Consider the following 20,233-nt stretch of genomic DNA (forward strand, 5'->3'; position numbering starts at 1 on the left):
TCTGATAAAAAAGTACTTTAATTAATATTAATTTATCATTCATACTTATTTTTTCTGTTAAGTTCGGCTAATAATAAATAATTGAGTATTTAAGCCGAATTTCTGCATTTAAGAACAGGTAATATTCGTCTATTGGGCTGTGATGTGGCATTCTAGTCATATCAACGAACCTCAGAACAATGATGAACAGATTATGGTCCAGATAGCAGAAAACCCCTTTATCCTTGTAGATGGCTCCTCATATCTTTACCGCGCCTATCATGCATTTCCACCGCTAACCAATAGCCAAGGTGAGCCAACTGGTGCGATGTATGGTGTGTTGAACATGTTACGTAGCCTGATAATACAGTATAAACCAAGCCATGTTGCGGTTGTGTTTGACGCTAAAGGTAAAACATTCCGTGATGAATTGTATGAGGAGTATAAATCTAATCGTCCTCCAATGCCGGATGATTTACGTGAGCAGATAGAGCCTTTACATGAGATGGTGCAAGCAATGGGTTTACCCTTGTTATCTATTTCAGGCGTAGAAGCGGATGACGTTATTGGAACATTGGCACTAAAAGCGGCGGCTGATGGACGTGATGTCCTAATCAGCACTGGTGATAAAGATATGGCGCAATTAGTGACGCCAAAAATCACGCTTATTAACACAATGACCAACGTTATTTTAGGCCCCGATGAAGTTAAAGAAAAATATGGCGTTCCTCCTGAACTGATTATTGATTTCCTCGCATTAATGGGTGATTCATCAGATAACATTCCTGGTGTTCCGGGTGTGGGTGAGAAAACCGCATTAGGCCTTTTACAAGGGCTTGGTAGTTTAGATGATATCTATCAACAGCTTGATAATATCGCAACCTTGAGTTTCCGTGGTGCTAAAACACTTGGCGCAAAAATGGCGGAACATGAGAAAGTGGCAAAACTTTCTTATAAGCTGGCAACGATTAAAACGGATGTTGAACTCGATAAAACGTTTGATGATTTAGTGGTTAATGAGCCAAATTTAGATCAATTATTAGATATGTTCACACGTTATGAATTTAAACGTTGGATAAGTGATCTTCAGAATGGTGGCTGGTTAGCACAACGTAGTACACACAAAATCGCAGTGCCTTACACCTCCGAAGCTGTAAAATCCAAGGAAATACCTGCGTCAGCTAATTTCCCTGTTATTACACAGGAAAATTATGAAGCTGTTTTAACGCACGAAAGCTTAGCGCGATGGGTTGAACTCCTCAAAAAGGCATCAGCATTTGCATTCGATACAGAAACTGACAGCTTAAATAATATTGATGCTCGCTTAGTAGGATTGTCATTTGCTATTGAGCCGGGTAAAGCCGCTTATATTCCACTGCGTCATGAGTATTTAGATGCACCAGACCAGCTTCCGGTTAATGATGTGCTCGCGGCATTAAAACCTATTTTAGAAGATAAAAATATTCTAAAAATTGGGCAAAACTTGAAGTTTGACCGCGGTATTATGGAAAATGAAGGTATCGCATTAAACGGTATTCATTTTGATACGATGTTGGAATCTTACGTATTAAATAGCGTAGGTAATCGACATGATATGGATACGTTGGCTGAAAAACATTTAAACCATAAAACCACAACATTTGAAGAGATAGCGGGTAAAGGTAAAGGCCAACTGACTTTTAACCAAATTGAGGTTGAGCAAGCGACGTTATATGCTGCCGAAGATGCGGATATCACTTTATTACTTCATCAAGCGTTGTATCCTCAAATAGAAGCCATTGAACCTCTTAAACATGTTTACCGCGATATCGAAATGCCACTAGTTCCTGTGCTTTCTAGAATGGAACGCAAAGGGGTGTTAATTGATGCTCAAGTGTTAGCGGTTCAATCTCAAGAGATTACACAACGTTTATCTGAAATCGAAAAAGAGACATTTGCGTTAGCGGGGCAAGAGTTTAATCTCTCTTCACCTAAACAGTTACAAGAAATCTTATTTGATAAGCTGCAATTACCCGTTATCAAGAAAACCCCGAAAGGGGCACCGTCCACCAATGAAGAAGTCTTGGAAGAATTAGCTCACAGCCATGAATTACCTCGCTTAATTTTAGAGCATCGTGGCCTTGCGAAACTAAAATCAACCTATACTGATAAATTGCCATTGATGGTAAATAGTAAGACGAAGCGTGTACATACTTCATATCATCAAGCGGTAACGGCAACGGGTCGTTTATCTTCTCGCGATCCGAATCTTCAAAATATCCCAGTGAGAAATGAAGAAGGACGTAGAATTCGCCAAGCATTTATTGCGCGTGAAGGTTTTAAAATTGTAGCTGCCGACTATTCACAAATTGAATTACGGATCATGGCGCATTTATCGCAAGATAAAGGTTTGTTAGATGCCTTTGCTCAAGGTAAAGATATTCACCGTGCCACTGCATCTGAAGTATTCAGCATACCTTTAGAGGAAGTGACCTCTGAACAACGTCGTAGTGCGAAAGCGATCAACTTTGGTCTTATTTATGGTATGAGTGCATTTGGCTTATCTCAACAAATTGGTGTTGAGAGAAGAGAAGCTCAGCGTTATATGGATCTCTATTTTGAACGTTATCCGGGTGTCTTGGACTATATGGAACGCACACGTAAGCAAGCTTCTGAACAAGGCTATGTTGAAACGTTAGATGGTCGTCGTCTCTATTTACCAGAAATTAATTCAAAGAATGCTATTCGTCGTAAAGCTTCAGAGCGTGAGGCAATCAATGCCCCAATGCAAGGTACTGCTGCTGATATCATCAAAAAAGCGATGATTGCTGTGGATAACTGGATTTGCAGTGAATGCCCTGATGATGTGCATATGATTATGCAAGTGCACGATGAATTGGTATTTGAAGTGCGAGAGTCTTATTTAGAGAACGCAAATATCATGATCCACAAATTAATGGAAAGCAGTATGGAATTAGCTATTCCGTTAAAAGTTGAAGTGGGTGTCGGTAATAATTGGGATGAAGCACACTAGTTTTTAAACACTATTTTTAACTAGAAAAGGGCACAGGATTGTGCCCTTTTTTGTTTATGCTTTGCTGTTTGGAGCAAGTTCTGACTCTTCAAATTCAAGAAAGTCTTCATGCAAACCCTGGATTAATCTATCTGTTGTGGTGCCTTTGTTATCGAGTTCCATCAAAGACCAACCCACGTTACCATTCACGTCATAAAGATAGCCTTGATCAAGCATATCAATTACTTTTCCAATTATTGATTTACCATAGAAATACAGTAACTTCTTCAGTTCTTGCTCATCAAATTGGGAAGCTAGCTTTTGATATACTTCGGGTGCTTCATCAGAGTAAATATCCATTTCACTGAGATTTCCTTCAACATCACGATAGATATCGGTGAGCCCTTTTAACACAAGGAAGCGTGCAAATTGTGGAATGTTTTCTTGTAATTCACTATTTGCCCATGATTTGGGAGTTGTTGCACCGGCGGCTTTGAGTTGTTCACATAAATCCTTAAATCGACTATTTTCCATTTTTTCCTCAAGTGATTTACTGGTGAGATTTTAAATCTATTGTATAAGGGATGGAGAGAAAAACAGTGAGAATTTATCTGTATTAGGATAGAAAAAAGAAAAGCTCGGTTAATTACCGAGCTTTTTTATGTCAAAACTTATCAAAATGTGAAAAAGAGATAAGTGAATAATTAAGCAACTTGTGAGTCGATCAGTTTGCTCAATTTCTTCTGTTTTTTCTCAATACGTTGACGTTTTAACGGAGATAAATGGTCAATAAAGAGTTTGCCATCAAGATGGTCTAACTCATGCTGAATGCAGCCTGCAAACAAATCAGAGGCTTCAAGTTCAATTTCATCACCATTTCTATCCAATGCCTTAACCTTTAAGAAGCGGTAACGCTCTGTTGGGGCAAAAGAATCTGGAATAGATAGACACCCATCCATCATATCCATCACTTCATCTTCAGTACTGATAATTTCAGGATTGATAAGTGCAATCGGTTGATCTCTGTTTTCAGAAACATCAATTACAACAATGCGTTTAGATACATTAACCTGAGGTGCCGCTAAGCCAATACCTCGTTCTGCATACATGGTTTCAATCATGTCATCGATTAATGTGCGTATTTCGTCATCTACTTTTTCCACTGGTACTGCGACTCTGCGCAGACGCTCATCTGGAAAACGCAGGAGCGTTAATACAGCCATGGATACCTCATTTTATCGCTAATTACATATTTACTACGGTCTCGCGATAAGCGTATCACAAAATCATTAAGGATAAACCGCACCTTTTGTGTGATTTGTTCTATTTTTAATCATATTCACGTAAGTGATTAAAGTCTCATAATTATGTAATTAAACTACATTTATTTATGGTTTGAATACATAAACACATAGCTGAATCGTGTCTGCATGTGAAAAAAAATTACAAAAGGGCTTTTATTAACCAATAAAATAGAGTACATTATCTCTCGTAGGGTACAGAGGTAAGATGTTCTATCTTTCAGACCTTTTACTTCACGTAATCGGATTTAGCTGAATATTAGCTGCCCCAGTCGACTTTATTTCGACTGGGGCATTTTTTTGCCTAAAATTCGCTGGAGTGGGGGTTATGCGAGAAGTGAAAGGGAAAAGTGATTTCCCTTTTATCAATAGAAGAACAGAACGCTATCGTTGAGAAAAAAGAAGATAATTAAGCGTTGTCATCATTTGTAGGTTGTTCTTCTGAACCTGAAAACCATTCATTAAGTGTGTTACGTAGCTTATCAATGCCAATTTTTTTCAATGATGAAAAATATTCTACACGGATATCGCCTACTTTATTTGCCAGCTCTTCACGTACGCTCATTAACTGCTTTTTACGCGCACCTGATGCGAGTTTATCTGCTTTAGTCAGTAAAACGAGAGTAGGAAGCTCTGAGCCTACAGCCCAGTCAATCATTTGCATATCGAGATCTTTTAATGGATGACGAATATCCATTAAAATAACGACACCTTTTAGGCATTCTCTTTTTTGTAGGTATTCACCTAAAGAGCGTTGCCATTTACGTTTCATTTCTTCAGGAACTTGAGCATAGCCGTAGCCGGGTAAATCGACTAAGCGTAAACCTTCTTCAATTTGGAAAAGGTTGATTAATTGAGTACGGCCTGGCGTTTTACTGGTTCTGGCTAATCCATTTTGTTGGGTTAACGCATTTAAAGCACTGGATTTACCGGCATTAGAGCGACCCGCAAAGGCAATTTCAATTCCTGTATCTAGTGGTAAATGGCGGATATCAGGCGCACTGATAATGAAATGTGCTTTTTGGTAGTTAAATTGGGCCATTATGGTATAAACCTCTCTGAAATAATGCGGCTTTTCATGCATACTCATTTCAATTTTGCATGAAAATGAATATCTAAAATATTTATTTGCTCTATTTTGGCGCAATTTAATGACTTATAACAGTGCTTAAAAATTAAAATTTACCCTGTTATAACGTAATTAGACTTATTGAGCGTAAATAAAGGTAAATGATTGGCACTATTTACCTCAGCGAATTAGAATCGCTGCATATTAAGTAAGTTGTAGACTATTAAAGTAAAGGATCCCTGCATGTTAAAACGTTTTCTTGTCACCTTCGTTACCGCTTGCACTTTAACAACAGCGACTTTTGCAATGGCAACGGGAGAAACCTTCGTTAAATTAGTCACCTCTGAAGGCAATATTGAAATATCACTGGATAATAAAAAAGCCCCAATTACAACGAAAAATTTTATTCAGTATGTCGAAGATGGGTACTATAACGGCACCACTTTTCATCGTGTTATTCCTGGTTTTATGGTTCAAGGCGGTGGTTTTACTGCTGATTTACAGCAAAAACAAACCAGAGCGCCAATTAAAAATGAAGCCGACAATGGATTACGCAATATAAAAGGTTCTATTGCCATGGCGCGCACGTCAGATAAAAACAGTGCAACCAGCCAGTTCTTTATTAATGTGGCTGACAATGCATTTTTAGATCACGGCCAACGTGATTTTGGTTATGCCGTATTTGGTAAAGTTGTGAAAGGAATGGATGTAGTCGATAAAATTTCACAAACTCCAACTCGTAATATTGGGCCTTACCAAAATGTGCCAGTAAAAACGGTCACAATTTTATCTGCGGAAGTCGTAAAACAATAAACGCATTATTAGAATAGGATATCTACTTATTCTAATAAGATAAAATGCATATAAACCGGAATGAATGTTTTCATTCCGGGTTTTTTAGTGCGAAAAAAATATTTTTTATCCTTCTTTTTTTCGTGTGATCTCCTGCAATAAGTATTCACTACGCTATTAATCACTCTATTCATCATCAATTACCGTCATTCTTGTTATTGCGCAATAAATCAGCAGGTTTTCTTGCTTACTATTCATATTTTATACCTGTGCTATGATAATCGGCTTTGTTGTACCCAAGTCGGTTAAACAACGAACTATTTTGGCAAATCTACACTCGCTTTAAAATAGTAATAAAATAGATAATGATAAGAAAATCAGTCGGATAGGCTAATATGCTGTTACTTATTGATAATTACGACTCGTTTACTTACAACCTCTATCAGTATTTCTGTGAATTGGGTGCTGAGGTTGTTGTTAAGCGTAACGATGAGATCGGACTTAAAGAGATAGAAAAGATGATGCCAGCACATCTTGTTATCTCGCCAGGACCTTGTACTCCTGATGAAGCAGGTATCTCTCTTGAGGTTATACAGCGGTTTGCCGGTGAAATTCCTATTCTTGGGGTTTGTCTTGGACATCAAGCGATAGGGCAAGCTTTTGGTGCATCGGTTATCAGAGCACGAGAAGTGATGCATGGTAAAAATTCATTAATACATCATAATCAACAAGGTGTTTTTAAGGGACTTAATCGACCTTTAAGTGTGACGCGTTACCACTCTTTGGTGATTGATGCGACAACATTACCAGTACCTTTTGAAGTGACGGCATGGAGCCAACATGATGGAAATGTTGATGAAATTATGGGAATTCGCCATCGTACACTGCCAATTGAAGGGGTTCAATTTCACCCGGAAAGTATTTTAAGTGAACAAGGACATGAGCTATTAAATAATTTCCTTAAATATTAAATGGATAGCATTTAAATAGCGAAATAACGTCTTTTTATACAAAACCACATTTGATTTTTTATTCATATTTAGTGATTATATTTTCATATTGAATATGGGTAACGATCAGGTGGGGTAATGACAAATCAAAGCATCAATAGGGCAACATACGATCAAGTAATGTTGCCAATTTATTCACCCGCAGAATTTATTCCTGTCAAAGGGATGGGTAGCCGTGTTTGGGATCAGCAAGGAAAATCGTATATCGATTTTGCTGGTGGTATTGCGGTTTTAGCACTAGGGCATGCTCATCCAGCTCTAAATCAAGCCTTGAAAGAACAAAGTGAGCAACTTTGGCACGTCAGTAATATTTTTACGAATGAACCTGCATTACGTTTAGCACAAAAATTAATAGATAACACATTTGCAGAACGTGTCTTTTTTGCCAATTCGGGTGCAGAAGCAAATGAAGCCGCATTTAAATTGGCTCGCCATTATGCCATTACTCGCCATAGCCCTTATAAAACTAAAATTATTGCCTTTCACAATGCATTTCATGGCAGAACGCTGTTTACAGTATCGGTTGGTGGACAACCTAAATATGCGGATGGTTTTGGTCCTAAGCCTGCCGATATCGTGCATGTACCGTTTAATGATTTAGATGCTGTTAAAGCGGTTATGGATGACCACACTTGTGCCGTTGTTTTAGAGCCAGTTCAAGGTGAAGGTGGCGTAACAGCGGCAACACCTGAGTTTATGAGAGGGCTACGTCGGTTGTGTGATAAGCATCAAGCTCTGCTTGTTCTTGATGAAGTACAAACAGGTATGGGGCGTACAGGTAAACTGTTTGCCTATATGAACTATGATGTGACACCAGACATTATTACAACCGCCAAAGCGCTGGGAAGCGGTTTTCCACTCAGTGCGATGTTAACAACATATGAGATAGCTTCCGCAATGGGTGTTGGAACGCATGGTACAACCTATGGTGGCAATCCATTAGCTTGTGCAGTGGGTAATGTCGCATTTGATTTAATTAATACACCAGAGGTACTTGAGGGTGTAGAAAAGCGCTATCAATGGATTGTGGATGAACTGGCGGCAATCAATCAAACGTACCAGGTCTTTTCGCAAATCCGTGGACAAGGTTTGTTGATAGGAGCGCAATTAGCGCCACAATATGAAGGTAAAGCCAAAGAGTTACTCGGTCTTGCTGCTAAACATGGCTTAATGATGTTAAACGCAGGGGCTGATGTGATGCGTTTTACACCGTCGTTAATTATTACTCAAGAAGAACTGCAAGAAGGAATGGTGGCATTGAAAGCGGCTATTGCAGAATTTGTAAAAGGATAGTATCAACTGAAAACCCCATCAACGAGGATGGGGTTTAACAAAAAGTATATCAATAGCCCTGTTATGGGCTATTGTTTGTTTCGAGCGGGAAAACTTAGCGAGTCCCGTAAACGACGATAGTTTTACCGTGTGCGGAGATCAAGTTTTGATCTTCCAGCATTTTCAGAATACGGCCTACAGTTTCGCGTGAACAACCAACGATTTGACCAATTTCCTGACGTGTAATTTTAATTTGCATGCCATCAGGATGCGTCATTGCATCGGGTTGTTTTGCTAAGTTTAATAAGGTTTGTGCAATACGGCCTGTTACATCAAGGAAAGCAAGGTTACCTACTTTTTCTGATGTTGTTTGTAATCTGTTCGCCATTTGAGCAGAAAGGCGCATCAGAATATCAGGGTTAACCTGAATTAATTGGCGGAATTTTTTATAGGAAATTTCTGCTACTTCACAGGCTGTTTTTGCTCGAACCCATGCACTACGTTCTTGATCTTCTTCAAATAATCCAAGTTCACCGATGAAATCCCCCTGATTTAGGTAGGAGAGGATCATTTCTTTTCCTTCTTCATCTTTAATAAGAACAGCCACGGAACCTTTAACAATATAATAAAGTGTTTCCGCTTTCTCACCTTGGTGGATCAGCGTGCTCTTGGATGGATATTTGTGAATATGGCAGTGTGACAAAAACCATTCAAGAGTCGGGTCTGTTTGCGGCTTGCCGAGAACCATTCGCGTTATCCTCTGTACGTTAAATGCAGCCTTTCAAAACGGATAGGTTCCCTTTTGAGACAGCGTGCTTAAAAATCCTATCTTTACCTATTAACTTCCTGAGAACACGGTAAGTTAATATGGAGTAGATTATAATAAATGAGAAAATAATGCATTGATCTTAACCACTATCATCAAGCAGATATTGTTTTTAACACAATTAGTGCATTAAGTCTCGTTTTACGCAGTCAGCATAATAAACCTATTTGCTAATTGCTAGTTGAATTATGAGAATGTACTCTTTTAGTTTCTGTCATCTTTAGGGGGAAAATAAATGGAAGCACGAGTTAAGTGGGTTGAAGATTTATCTTTTGTCGGTGAATCTTCATCAGGCCATCAAATTATGATGGATGGGAATTCGGGTGATAAAGCCCCAAGCCCAATGGAAATGGTATTAATTGCTGCGGGTGGATGTAGCGCTATTGATGTCGTAAGCATTTTACGTAAAGGTCGTCACCAAGTGACTGATTGTGAAGTGAAATTAACATCAGAGCGACGCGAAGAAGCCCCTCGTTTATTTACTGATATCAATTTACATTTTATTGTTTCAGGTAAAGAATTAACGGATAAAATTGTAGAACGAGCAGTTCAATTATCCGCAGAAAAATATTGTTCTGTTTCTTTAATGTTAGGAAAAGCAGCCAATATTACGCATTCATTTGAAATAAAAGATATTGACTAATTTTGATATTTTAAAATAAAGTTTAATTTGAAAAATAATATCCCATTAATTAAGGGATATTATTTTTATAGAGACAAATTTTATTTTGGTTAACTTATCTTTTCGCCATTTAATAATTTTTTGACTAATGGTGCCATAATTAATTCCATCGCTAATCCCAATTTCCCGCCCGGTACAACAATAGTGTTTATTGTTGACATAAACGAGCCATGTAACATCGCAAGTAAATAGGGAAAATCAATATCAGTTAAGCCACGAAAACGAATAACAATAAAGCTTTCATCAAGAGTGGGAATTGCTTTGGCAGAAAAAGGGTTCGAAGTATCAACGGTCGGAACGCGTTGGAAGTTAATGTGAGTGCGTGAAAATTGAGGAATAATGTAGCTAATATAATCATCCATTGAGCGTACAACTGAATCTCTTACCGCCTCTTGTGAGTGCCCCCTTTCTGTCGTGTCTCGGATAAGCTTTTGTATCCACTCTAGGTTGACGATAGGAACAACACCGACCAATAAATCAACATGTTGAGCGACATCATGTTCGTTGGTAACAACGCCGCCGTGCAATCCTTCATAAAAGAGAACATCAGTATTACTAGCTAATGGCTCCCAAGGAGTAAATGTTCCTGGTAATTGGTTGTAAGGGGTTGCTTCATCATAAGAGTGTAGATATTTGCGAGATTGCCCTTGTCCTGTATCGCTATATTGACTTAAGGTCTTACTCAGTAAGCTAAAATCATTTGCTTCAGGGCCAAAATAACTGATATGTCTACCTTGTTCTCTGGCTTTTCTTATCGCCATATCCATTTCAGGACGGGTATAGCGATGAAAACTATCTCCATCAATTAATGCAGCATTTGCATTGAGTTGTTGGAATATTTTACGAAAAGCTTGGCTTGTTGTGGTAGTTCCTGCACCACTTGAACCAGTCACTGCAATGATAGGATGCTTAATTGACATAGGTTATCCTTTTGCTAAATAAGGTTGGCCCTTATTGATGGCGATACATCGCTGACTTTGAATAACTAATCAGAGCGAAATTGCGATGCAGGCATAATATTGACGCTCTCATGAAGTTCAGACCAAACCAACACGGCCTCGCCGGATTTAAGTTGTTTTTTTACGTCGGCGACTTTTTGTTCAAGCGTTTTCTCTTGGATACCATAATCAGTACCTTCTCGTAAAACGAAACTTTCAATGAGATTGTCTAGTGTTTCAGTTGAAAGCTCGCTCCAAGGTATTATCATTTTGCTTTCTCCAAATAGGTCGCCAACCAATCAGGAATGCGGTTTTCTAGCCACATCACCGGTTTAGAGAGCTTTCCACCAACAAATCCCACATGCCCACCAAATTCTGTAAGTTGATACTCAATGTTATTGGGTAGCGTTTTGACATCAGGAATAACATCCGCAGACATAAATGGATCGTCTTTAGCATGAATGATAAGTGTCGTTTTCTTTATTTTATTTAATAAAGGCAACGCACTGCATTGGCGATAATAATCTAATGCATCTTTAAATCCGTGAATTTTAGACGTAATAAGATCGTCAAATTGACGTAGTTTTTTGATGGATTTTATCGTCAATAAGCTAATCGGTAAGGATTCTGGATAGCGAATAAGTTTTCGTGTTGCGTTACTTTTGAGCTCTTTTAACAGATACCATTGGTAAAAACGGGAAAAGCCATGTTCAATTTTTGTTGAGCATGGTTCTAGCATTAATGGCGCAGAGACAATAACAGCTGCATCTACAACCGCATTTTCACCACTTTCAGCGAGATAATAGGCAAGCATATTTCCACCAAGGGAATAGCCAACGGCGGCTGTTGGTTGCTCGCCAAATTCCTTTTTCAACCAATTTAAGAAGTAGCGAGCATCTTCTGTTTCACCTGAGTGATAAATGCGATTTTGTCTATTGGGTTCACCACTGCATCCTCTAAAATGCATCACAACGCTTAGCCAGCCTCTCTCTTTTGCGGCGGCTAACATGCCATGAGCATAAGGGCTACTAAACCCACCTTCTAAGCCATGAAAGATGACTAAGCGCGGTTTATCGAGTGCCGTTGCCGGATCTTCACTCCATGCTAAATCAACAAAATCATTGTCTGGAAGATTGAGCCGTTGCCAATGTGGCGTAAGTTGTGGCGTCCTACGTACAATTCTTGGTAAGAGCGTTTGTAAATGTGGATTTTTAGCCCAACGCATTGGATTAAAGTATTGAGACATATTTTCCGTCTATCAAAATGAATTAACACTTGTTTGCTAAATAACATACTGCTATTTTCGGTGAAAATAAAACGCCTGTCACATCTTTGAGCACACTTCATGACAATTAGCCTTATTTTTTCTTTAACTATTTTCCTGTTTATTGCAGCGATAACACCAGGACCAAACAATTTACTGCTTACTTCATCAGGGGCAAATGTGGGCTTTAAAGGCTCGTTAAAGCTAATGGCCGGCATTATGCTGGGTATGCAATGCGTTTTATTGAGCTCTGCATTTGGTGTTGCCGCATTATTGATAATTTATCCTGCACTGCATATCGGATTGAAGATAGTCGGGAGTGCGTATTTACTTTGGCTTGCTTGGAAAACAGCGACATCATCTTATCAGCGTTTAGATATTCCAGCAAAAACACCACAAGCAGTAAGTTGGTTTCAAGGCGGATTATTGCAATTTCTAAATCCAAAAGCGTGGATGATGGGATTAGGTGCAGTAGGGAGCTTTAGTCTATCGGGTGATGCTTATTTTAGCTCTGTCATTGCTATTGGTCTTGTTATGGTTATTGTTAATTTCGTTGCTGGTATTGTTTGGATATTAGGTGGAACATTAATTAGTCTATTTTTACAAAGCAGACGCTCTTGGTTTGTTTTCAATATTTCAATGGGATTATTAACGGCGCTCTGCGTCCCTTTGATTTGGATAGAGTAATTTCAGAAAATACTTATAAATCAAGGGATAATCAAATTTTTTTGATTTAAATGATGTTTTTTTAAGATTGGTTGAAATGATCTCTCTTGATGTGTATCAAAAAAAGAGTATTCCTCTATAAAAAGAGAGATCTACGATCGCCCACTGACACAATCATTCATGTTAAAGTACTCTCTTGTATAAAGTAATGACTGATTTTTTAGTCGTTATATAGTTCTCATTATTCAACTATTTGATTTTTTTATTTCTCATTATTAACACCATTAAAATGGAAAAATAACTATTTTATATAGGAATTATTTATTCTTTTTACTATTTCTATTAAAGTGATTTTTATTACGTTTATGTTTTTGAATTGTTATTAAATGAATGGAAGTGTTTGAAAATAACAATTTATTAAGAGTAAATAGATTAAGTTTATATCGTTCTATTGACCTAAAAGAATAAATTATTATTTAAAATAGAGAGGGGGAATAAATTAAGTATTATAAATGTAGGGACTGATGAGTATCGTTCTGATTGAAAAGATAATTATAAAACTATTATAAAAACAAGTATTCTAATAATAAGATGATTTTTTCTATACTTTATTGTTGTTCATTATCTCTTTTGAATTGATTTTTTTTCTAAAAAATTAATTGTTTTAGGTATTAAATACTGTACCAAGAATTACTTAATATATAACTATATAGTACTCGAAGTGGATATTGTCATTATGCCGACATTAACGAAAATTGCCTGGATAAAGCCGGGTATGGCTACGAATCAGCGAAAAATAGCAGACTACATTTTAGATAATCCAGAGAAAACAATCACTTTATCGTCACAGCAACTTGCTGAAACAATGGGTGTGAGTCAATCTGCTATTGTTAAATTTAGTCAAAAAATAGGATTCAAAGGTTTTCCTTCTTTGAAACTCGCCATTAGTGAAGAGTTAGGTCGAAAAAACGCGAATTCAGAGGCAAACCCTAGCCTATTACATAATCAAATAGGCTCGGAAGATAGTTTAGAGGTTATCGCACAAAAACTCGCTCAAGAGAAAAATAATTCAATTTGCGATACAACGCGCCAAATTAATTACCTTCATTTTGAAAAGGTGATCCAGCTTATTGATGAAGCTCAGCGAGTTCAGATTATTGGTATTGGTGGCTCAGGATTAGTCGCAAGAGATTTAAGCTATAAATTACAAAAAATAGGAATAACCACGCTGATTGAAACAGATCATCATGTTCAGATATCTGTTGCCCAAATGTTAAGCCCAAAGGATTTACAGATAGTTATTTCTTATAGTGGCAAAAGAAAAGATATGTTAGTTGCGGCTTCTGTAGCTAAAAAACAGGGAGCAAAAATCATTGCTATTACAGGAGAAAAACACTCTCCATTAGGAAGAATTTCTGATTATATATTAGAAACAATTGCGGATGAAGGTGAGTGGCGAAGTGCTTCAATCTCTTCACGTACAGCACAAAACACGATCACTGACCTCATTTTTATGGCGTTATTAAAGAAACGTGATGAGTGTGCGAAGACATTAGTGCTAAGTTCACAGGCATTAATTAATAGCCTAGATAATTAAAAAATTTGAACTGATTCAAAAAATTAATATTTAAACATAGGTGTTTACACTTATTACTAAAGTTATTCTCCTAACGGCCGAAACGATAGTTATTTAGGCAGTCTTTTTTTGTTGAGATGTTTTAATTTCAATGTCGAGGAGAGTAACTAATGCGTAACAATCAACCGGTGACACAGCGAGAATACCCGGTATCTGAAAACGCAACACTGATGTCGACGACAGATCTTGATGGCAATATTATTTATGCCAACGAGGACTTTGTCGAAGCCAGTGGGTTTTCAGTGGAAGAACTAGTGGGACAACCCCACAATATTGTCCGACATCCAGATATCCCTTCAGCAGTTTTTAAGGATATGTGGAAAACGTTAAAACAAGGAGAGGTTTGGACTGGGATCGTGAAGAATCGGCGTAAAAATGGGGATTACTATTGGGTAAGGGCGAATATTACCCCTATTATACGTCAGGGTAAAATTCAAAGTTTTATGTCAGTAAGGACTTCTGCAAGAAAAGAGGAAATAGCACAAGCCTCAGCGCTTTACGCCGCGTTTAATCAAGGTAAGTATCCTTCACACATGTTTTTAAAAGGCGCTTTTGTTTATAAAGGATGGCAACGTTGGCGCTCATGGAATCAGACAATTTCATTAAAAAAACGACTTCGTCTTTTTATCCTCTTACCTCTACCTTTTATGTTGTTGAGTGCATGGTTTGCTGGTTTATCGGGTTATGCTCTTTTTATGCATATGGCGATTTTGCTGGTATTACTGATGGCAAATGAACGTATTCTCTATTTTCAGATTGTTAAGCCAATTAGACTCCTGAATGAGCAAGCGAATCGAGTTGCAACTGGCGATGAACATAACGTTACATATATAAATCGCATCGATGAAGTGGGTATGACACAGCGTTCAGTTAATCAATTAGGGCGTATGTTCCGTTGGTTAGTCAGTGATGTGAGTCATCAAATACATCAAGTAGACATCTCTTGTGATCAATTAGCCGCAGGTAATCGCGATCTGTATGTAAGAACAGAGCAAACTGCCAGCAATGTTGAAGCAACTGCCTCAACGATGAATGAATTAACGACAGCGGTAAGCAGCAATAGTGAAACGGCAGGGCAAGCAAACAACCTCTCTAATGTCACTTGTGAGGCAGCGATAAAAGGAGGTAGTGCAATGGATAATATCGTTAATACAATGAATGATATTGCGAAGAGTTCTGATCGTATTAGTAATATCATTGGTGTTATTGATAGCATTGCCTTTCAAACTAATATCCTTGCACTTAATGCATCCGTAGAAGCGGCCAGAGCAGGCGAACAAGGTCGAGGTTTCTCAGTGGTTGCAACAGAAGTAAGGGAGCTAGCGCAGCGCAGCGCAGAGGCAGCGAAAGAGATCAAAACATTGATCAGTGCTTCAAGTAGCAATATCAAAGTCGGCTCAAAGCAAGTCAATGAAACAGTCGGAACTATGGAAGATATTGTAGTGCATGTTAAAAATGTGACTGATTTAATTGGTGAAATTAGTCTTGCATCATCAGAACAGAGTGCAGGTTTAAAAGAGCTTGGTCGCGCTGTTGAAAAATTGGAATCGATTACGCATGAAAATGCGAATTATGTTTCTAAAGCCTCAATGATTTCAGGTGAAATGAAAGTACAAACTAATTACTTAGTTAGTGCAATCAATGTATTTCATTAATTTGTCATTATTTAAGAAGTAAAAGAAAAAGACACCTACTAAAAATAGGTGTCTTTGTGTTTATCTAAATCACGCTTTTATCATGATCAACTCAATGAGTTAAAAGCTTGTCCAATCATCATCTTCACCGTCATTTACAGTCGCTGTTCCTTTTGCTGATTTTCTCTCTTTCACGTCATCTTTGACTGTGTTTTTGATCTTCTCATCTTTTGTATGCTGTGATTTTTCAGATGAGAACTGTTTTTCTATTACTTTATGTTGTGCCTTTTTATTGAACTGTTCACTTTCAGCCGTTTTAAATTGCTCAACAATTTGTTCAAGATTACCTGCTTCTTCAGTTAATAAGCTGGCAACAGCAGAAGATTGTTCAACCATCGTTGCATTTTGCTGTGTTGCTTTATCCATTTCTGTGACGGCAAGAGAGACTTGAGTGATACCTCGAGTTTGCTCTTCTGACGCAGATAAAATTTCCGTCATTGAATCTTCAACATGTTTTACGGATGTCAGTATTTCGCCCATAGAAATGCTAACTTGCTCAACTAGATCATTGCCATGACGAACACGGCTAATAGAGGCATCAATTAACTCTTTAATTTCCTTTGCAGCTTCGGCACTGCGTTGTGCCAATTCTCTTACTTCGGTAGCAACGACTGAGAAACCTCGACCTTGTTCGCCCGCTCTTGCGGCTTCAACCGCAGCATTTAACGAGAGAATATTGGTTTGGAAAGCGATGCTATTGATAACCGCGGTGATTTCACCAATTTTTTGTGAACTATCGGCAATATCAGTCATCGTTTTCACCATTCTATTGGTGACATCGCCTCCTTTGCTGGCAATATTGGAGGTCTGACTAATCAGGTGTGAAACTTCACGGGCACTTTCTGTATTGTTTCTCACTGTTGCTGTGAGTTGTTCCATACTTGATGCGGTTTCTTCTAATGCACTTGCTTGTTCTTCGGTACGACAAGAAAGATCGGTATTCCCTGCGGATAACTCTTGAACACCGGTATAAATATGATGACTTGTCCCTCGGATCGCATTCACAATTAATGACAGTTCAGTACGCATATATTGAATACCTGTAATTAATTGGTCTATTTCATTATTTCCTTTTACTGTGACATCTTTATTTTCTAATAAGTTTCCTTGTGAAATTTCCGACATATAATCGACAATTTGATTGATACGTAAAACAATATTTCGACGTATCCAAAGTACAACAAGGACAGTAAAAAGAATAAAAACAAACATAAAGACAAAAGCTAAAACTAATGCTCGTTCATAATTACCTTGAGCTGCTTTTATTGCATGAGTAACAATGTTATCACTGAGATAATCCGTTGCTTCATAAAGAGATTGAGTAAAGCGTTCATTGGTATTATGTGCATAAAGAGATTGAAAGCCGTAGTAATCACGAATTTCTAAACATGATACAAGTTGGTCAAGATCATAAAGTACACGATTAAAGAGCTTTTTCATGCTCTCTATTTTTTCGGGATCAAAATCTGCTTCTTCGGTAGTAGTGAAATATGCAGTAATAATACGTGTAATTTCTTGTTTTCTTTTTGGATAAGAAGAAATGAAATCAGAAATTTTACTTTCTGCAATATCGGGTGTGAGATGGGTTTCAAACATAACATTTAGCATATCTTCACGTAATTTATTTAACTCAGCATAACCATAATCCATCGTTTTTATCTGTTCAAAGCCATTCGCTAATTGTGAGATCCGCTTATTTGTTAAACTCGCATCACGGATACTCATTGCACCAGAAAAAAGTTGAATGGCGCAAAACAGTATTAAGATAAACATTAAGCCATTAGATATTTTTATTCGTTTCAGCATAGCCTTACCTATTTAATTGGTTTGTAGGACACACAGCAAGGAGCGATAACTATTTATCAATTAAACTTATTCGGCTCAATATTTAAAAACTTTACCTTTTCTACTCTATTTGATAGTAAAGACGACTTATATTTCTTTTTTTAGCTTTGATTGTCAGCTAATGGCTAAAATTTTCTAATGATTAATAGAAAAAACCATAAGTATATTATCTTACTTATTTTTTGTGTTAATTATTAAAATATAAATATTAATAATGATTTGTTGGATATTAAAACAATAATAAGCAGTATTTTATTTTTATTTATCTTTTTATCTTATGATAAGTAAAATAAAATTGTCGCTTTCATAAACGCTCTTAATTTTTCTCAAAAAATGCTTTTGTTTCGTATGAAAAACAATCTGTTTTTTTGTGTTTATGTACGGTGGGATCAGAAATACTCCCAGAAAAATCACTGGGAGTATGGTAGGTAGAGGTTTTGTTATATGTTCTGGGCTATTTTCTGCACAACTTTCTCACACGATATTGTATGAGAGGTATCATTAAAAGCTTTCCCAATTATCGTCTGTTTCGTGATTATTGGTTTTTATTGTTGGTGTTTTAAGTGTTTCAGTGTCTTGTGATTTAGCTGAGAATGTAGGCAACTTAGTTTTAGTTGGTGCAACTTTTTCGTGCTCAACTTTGAATGTATTCACAATCGTATCCAGCATACTTGCTTGTTCACTTAATGTGGCAGAGGCAGCTGTTGATTGTTCAACCATCGCCGCATTTTGCTGTGTTGCTTTATCCATTTCATTAACAGCAAGGCTAATCTGTGCAATACCACGAGTTTGTTCTTCTGATGCAGATAAAATTTCTTTCATCGAACCCGAAACATGATTAACAGAAGTGACAATCTCACCCATTGATAAACTCACTTGTTCGACAAGATCATTACCTTGTCTAACACGTAATATTGTCGATTCAATCAGCTCTTTGATTTCTTTCGCCGCTTCCGCACTACGTTGTGCTAAATTACGAACTTCACTTGCAACCACAGAGAAACCACGGCCTTGTTCACCCGCTCTAGCCGCTTCAACGGCAGCGTTAAGGGCTAATATATTGGTTTGGAAAGCAATATCATCAATGACCGCAGTGATTTCACCAATTTTTTGTGAGCGATCGGCAATGTCTGTCATTGTCATTACCATCTTATTACTATGCTCACCACCTTGAACGGCAATATCGGCAGTACTCATAACGAGCTCTGTGACTTCACGAGCGCTTTCTGTGTTATTACGAATAGTTGCGGTCATCTGCTCCATGCTGGATGCCGTTTCTTCTAATGCACTGGCTTGCTCTTCAGTTCTACTCGATAAATCATTATTACCTGCAGCAATCTCTTGTACGCCAGTGTAAATAGTTGCACTAGTATTTCGAATCGAGCTTACCATCTCTTTTAATTGAGCACGCATTTGCTGTAAGCCGAGCATGAGTTGATCGATTTCAGTCTTACCTGAAATATCGCTATCAATACGACTGACTAGATCACCTTTAGCAATTGCCTCTTGATAGATGATCATTTGGTTAATGCGCACAATGATGTATTTGCGGATCCAAATAAGCACTAAAGTGGTAAAGATGAGGAAGATACCCATAAAGAGTGATGCTATCCACAACATGCTGTGGTAGTTACCTTCTGCTTCAATCACTGAAGGATTCACAACTTCATCGGTAATAAAGTCGGTGGCTTCATATAATGAATTGGTGAAGTTAGTGTTTGCTGGGCTTTTTAAAATTAAACGAACTGCGTTAGTGTTACGTTCACTTAAATACTGCGCTAGTAAATCAAGATCAGCTCGGCTCTTTTGGTAGAGTTGTTTGATCTGTGCCATACGTTGCTGATCGAAACCTGTTTGCGCAGATAGCTCAACATACTCATTCATCAATGCATCAACTTGTGCTTTACGCGCAGGCATGGTTTGCATAAATGTGGTGATGTTCGCATCCTCGGCTTGAGGATTTGAAATATAACTAAATGCTTGTGCAATAATATCAGTGCGTAATGTATTCAACTCCGCATAGGTATTATCCATTGTGCGTAGTTGATCAAAACTGTATGAAATTTTTTTAAGCGTGTTTTGAGTCTGGTAGGCATCGTGAATGCTTTGTACTCCAGAAATGATCTGAATAATACAAAACAGAGTCAGGACACACATTAAACCTTGAGAGATTTTAATTCGTTTTAACATAACCCTACCTATTAGCTTTGCCTTTTCGTTGGTAAGTGGGAGGTCCACTTAGCAGAATGATTAATTCGGCTGGAATG

At 37.7% G+C, this 20,233-nt stretch carries 17 protein-coding genes; 8 read left to right on the forward strand and 9 right to left on the reverse strand.

All coding sequences use genetic code 11. The features are described 5' to 3' along the window. Positions 1-193 precede the first annotated feature (193 nt). On the forward strand, positions 194-2,992 hold the full coding sequence (gene polA / locus C0T34_RS14680) for a DNA polymerase I (RefSeq protein WP_109850390.1): 2,799 nt from the start codon (positions 194-196) through the stop codon (positions 2,990-2,992). A 54-nt stretch (positions 2,993-3,046) separates the two neighbouring features. Here the strand turns inward: polA and C0T34_RS14685 are convergent, their stop codons facing one another. From C0T34_RS14685 to yihA, 3 genes are all read right to left on the reverse strand, one after another. Beyond that, positions 3,047-3,505, reverse strand: coding sequence for a hypothetical protein (locus C0T34_RS14685; RefSeq protein WP_109850382.1), 459 nt, complete (start codon positions 3,503-3,505; stop codon positions 3,047-3,049). Positions 3,506-3,675: 170 nt separating this feature from the next. Beyond that, positions 3,676-4,194: a peptide deformylase gene (def, locus tag C0T34_RS14690; RefSeq protein WP_075673328.1), complete on the reverse strand. Its 519-nt coding sequence runs from the start codon at positions 4,192-4,194 to the stop codon at positions 3,676-3,678. A 487-nt stretch (positions 4,195-4,681) separates the two neighbouring features. After that, positions 4,682-5,314 carry a ribosome biogenesis GTP-binding protein YihA/YsxC gene (gene yihA, locus C0T34_RS14695; protein ID WP_075673327.1) on the reverse strand — a complete coding sequence of 211 codons (633 nt, stop codon included), beginning with the start codon at positions 5,312-5,314 and terminating at the stop codon, positions 4,682-4,684. A 270-nt stretch (positions 5,315-5,584) separates the two neighbouring features. On the opposite strand from yihA, the gene ppiA reads away from it, so the two are divergent. The 3 genes from ppiA to C0T34_RS14710 all read left to right on the forward strand — a co-directional run bounded on the left by ppiA (position 5,585) and on the right by C0T34_RS14710 (position 8,436). After that, positions 5,585-6,154, forward strand: a complete 570-nt coding sequence (gene ppiA, locus C0T34_RS14700) for a peptidylprolyl isomerase A (protein ID WP_109850383.1) — start codon at positions 5,585-5,587, stop codon at positions 6,152-6,154. A 374-nt stretch (positions 6,155-6,528) separates the two neighbouring features. Beyond that, positions 6,529-7,104 (forward strand): aminodeoxychorismate synthase component II, encoded by a 576-nt coding sequence (locus C0T34_RS14705; RefSeq protein ID WP_109850384.1) that lies wholly within the window; start codon positions 6,529-6,531, stop codon positions 7,102-7,104. Positions 7,105-7,221: 117 nt separating this feature from the next. After that, positions 7,222-8,436 (forward strand): aspartate aminotransferase family protein, encoded by a 1,215-nt coding sequence (locus C0T34_RS14710; RefSeq protein WP_098941709.1) that lies wholly within the window; start codon positions 7,222-7,224, stop codon positions 8,434-8,436. Between the two features lie 94 nt (positions 8,437-8,530). On the opposite strand, the gene crp is transcribed toward C0T34_RS14710, so the two are convergent. Further along, positions 8,531-9,163 (reverse strand): cAMP-activated global transcriptional regulator CRP, encoded by a 633-nt coding sequence (crp, locus tag C0T34_RS14715; RefSeq protein WP_004246872.1) that lies wholly within the window; start codon positions 9,161-9,163, stop codon positions 8,531-8,533. Between the two features lie 313 nt (positions 9,164-9,476). Between crp and C0T34_RS14720 the strand changes: the two genes are divergently transcribed. Next, positions 9,477-9,884, forward strand: coding sequence for an OsmC family protein (locus tag C0T34_RS14720; RefSeq protein ID WP_098941710.1), 408 nt, complete (start codon positions 9,477-9,479; stop codon positions 9,882-9,884). An 89-nt stretch (positions 9,885-9,973) separates the two neighbouring features. Here the strand turns inward: C0T34_RS14720 and C0T34_RS14725 are convergent, their stop codons facing one another. The 3 genes from C0T34_RS14725 to C0T34_RS14735 all read right to left on the reverse strand — a co-directional run bounded on the left by C0T34_RS14725 (position 9,974) and on the right by C0T34_RS14735 (position 12,107). Continuing rightward, the gene (locus C0T34_RS14725) at positions 9,974-10,843 is read right to left on the reverse strand and encodes a phosphoribulokinase (protein ID WP_098941711.1); all 870 of its coding nucleotides are present in this window, start codon (positions 10,841-10,843) and stop codon (positions 9,974-9,976) included. A 65-nt stretch (positions 10,844-10,908) separates the two neighbouring features. Further along, a complete protein-coding gene (locus C0T34_RS14730) occupies positions 10,909-11,130 on the reverse strand; it encodes a YheU family protein (RefSeq protein ID WP_075673323.1) in 222 nt (73 codons plus the stop codon). Next, positions 11,127-12,107, reverse strand: a complete 981-nt coding sequence (locus C0T34_RS14735; protein WP_098941712.1) for a hydrolase — start codon at positions 12,105-12,107, stop codon at positions 11,127-11,129. The genes C0T34_RS14730 and C0T34_RS14735 overlap by 4 nt, the downstream gene beginning before the upstream one ends. 99 nt (positions 12,108-12,206) lie before the next feature. On the opposite strand from C0T34_RS14735, the gene C0T34_RS14740 reads away from it, so the two are divergent. The 3 genes from C0T34_RS14740 to C0T34_RS14750 all read left to right on the forward strand — a co-directional run bounded on the left by C0T34_RS14740 (position 12,207) and on the right by C0T34_RS14750 (position 16,082). Beyond that, positions 12,207-12,812: a LysE family translocator gene (locus C0T34_RS14740; protein WP_098941713.1), complete on the forward strand. Its 606-nt coding sequence runs from the start codon at positions 12,207-12,209 to the stop codon at positions 12,810-12,812. A gap of 715 nt (positions 12,813-13,527) precedes the next feature. Further along, positions 13,528-14,388, forward strand: a complete 861-nt coding sequence (locus C0T34_RS14745; protein WP_098941714.1) for an SIS domain-containing protein — start codon at positions 13,528-13,530, stop codon at positions 14,386-14,388. Positions 14,389-14,537: 149 nt separating this feature from the next. Continuing rightward, positions 14,538-16,082, forward strand: a complete 1,545-nt coding sequence (locus C0T34_RS14750) for a PAS domain-containing methyl-accepting chemotaxis protein (protein WP_109850385.1) — start codon at positions 14,538-14,540, stop codon at positions 16,080-16,082. Between the two features lie 99 nt (positions 16,083-16,181). Here the strand turns inward: C0T34_RS14750 and C0T34_RS14755 are convergent, their stop codons facing one another. Together C0T34_RS14755 and C0T34_RS14760 are read right to left on the reverse strand one after the other, a co-directional pair. Further along, positions 16,182-17,927 (reverse strand): methyl-accepting chemotaxis protein, encoded by a 1,746-nt coding sequence (locus tag C0T34_RS14755; protein ID WP_109850386.1) that lies wholly within the window; start codon positions 17,925-17,927, stop codon positions 16,182-16,184. A 540-nt stretch (positions 17,928-18,467) separates the two neighbouring features. Next, the gene (locus tag C0T34_RS14760; RefSeq protein ID WP_098941717.1) at positions 18,468-20,156 is read right to left on the reverse strand and encodes a methyl-accepting chemotaxis protein; all 1,689 of its coding nucleotides are present in this window, start codon (positions 20,154-20,156) and stop codon (positions 18,468-18,470) included. Positions 20,157-20,233 lie beyond the last annotated feature (77 nt).

The organism is Proteus sp. CA142267 (assembly GCF_003336825.1).
Lineage (GTDB): Bacteria > Pseudomonadota > Gammaproteobacteria > Enterobacterales > Enterobacteriaceae > Proteus > Proteus terrae.

Bases quoted from the DNA above. Each gene is read 5' to 3' on its own strand.
- C0T34_RS14760 (WP_098941717.1), bottom strand. From the start codon at position 20,156: ATGTTAAAACGAATTAAAATCTCTCAAGGTTTAATGTGTGTCCTGACT.
- ppiA (WP_109850383.1), top strand. From the start codon at position 5,585: ATGTTAAAACGTTTTCTTGTCACCTTCGTTACCGCTTGCACTTTAACA.
- C0T34_RS14745 (WP_098941714.1), top strand. From the start codon at position 13,528: ATGCCGACATTAACGAAAATTGCCTGGATAAAGCCGGGTATGGCTACG.
- C0T34_RS14735 (WP_098941712.1), bottom strand. From the start codon at position 12,107: ATGTCTCAATACTTTAATCCAATGCGTTGGGCTAAAAATCCACATTTA.
- C0T34_RS14725 (WP_098941711.1), bottom strand. From the start codon at position 10,843: ATGTCAATTAAGCATCCTATCATTGCAGTGACTGGTTCAAGTGGTGCA.
- crp (WP_004246872.1), bottom strand. From the start codon at position 9,163: ATGGTTCTCGGCAAGCCGCAAACAGACCCGACTCTTGAATGGTTTTTG.
- C0T34_RS14730 (WP_075673323.1), bottom strand. From the start codon at position 11,130: ATGATAATACCTTGGAGCGAGCTTTCAACTGAAACACTAGACAATCTC.
- C0T34_RS14685 (WP_109850382.1), bottom strand. From the start codon at position 3,505: ATGGAAAATAGTCGATTTAAGGATTTATGTGAACAACTCAAAGCCGCC.
- C0T34_RS14720 (WP_098941710.1), top strand. From the start codon at position 9,477: ATGGAAGCACGAGTTAAGTGGGTTGAAGATTTATCTTTTGTCGGTGAA.
- yihA (WP_075673327.1), bottom strand. From the start codon at position 5,314: ATGGCCCAATTTAACTACCAAAAAGCACATTTCATTATCAGTGCGCCT.
- C0T34_RS14750 (WP_109850385.1), top strand. From the start codon at position 14,538: ATGCGTAACAATCAACCGGTGACACAGCGAGAATACCCGGTATCTGAA.
- C0T34_RS14710 (WP_098941709.1), top strand. From the start codon at position 7,222: ATGACAAATCAAAGCATCAATAGGGCAACATACGATCAAGTAATGTTG.
- C0T34_RS14705 (WP_109850384.1), top strand. From the start codon at position 6,529: ATGCTGTTACTTATTGATAATTACGACTCGTTTACTTACAACCTCTAT.
- polA (WP_109850390.1), top strand. From the start codon at position 194: ATGGTCCAGATAGCAGAAAACCCCTTTATCCTTGTAGATGGCTCCTCA.
- def (WP_075673328.1), bottom strand. From the start codon at position 4,194: ATGGCTGTATTAACGCTCCTGCGTTTTCCAGATGAGCGTCTGCGCAGA.
- C0T34_RS14755 (WP_109850386.1), bottom strand. From the start codon at position 17,927: ATGCTGAAACGAATAAAAATATCTAATGGCTTAATGTTTATCTTAATA.
- C0T34_RS14740 (WP_098941713.1), top strand. From the start codon at position 12,207: ATGACAATTAGCCTTATTTTTTCTTTAACTATTTTCCTGTTTATTGCA.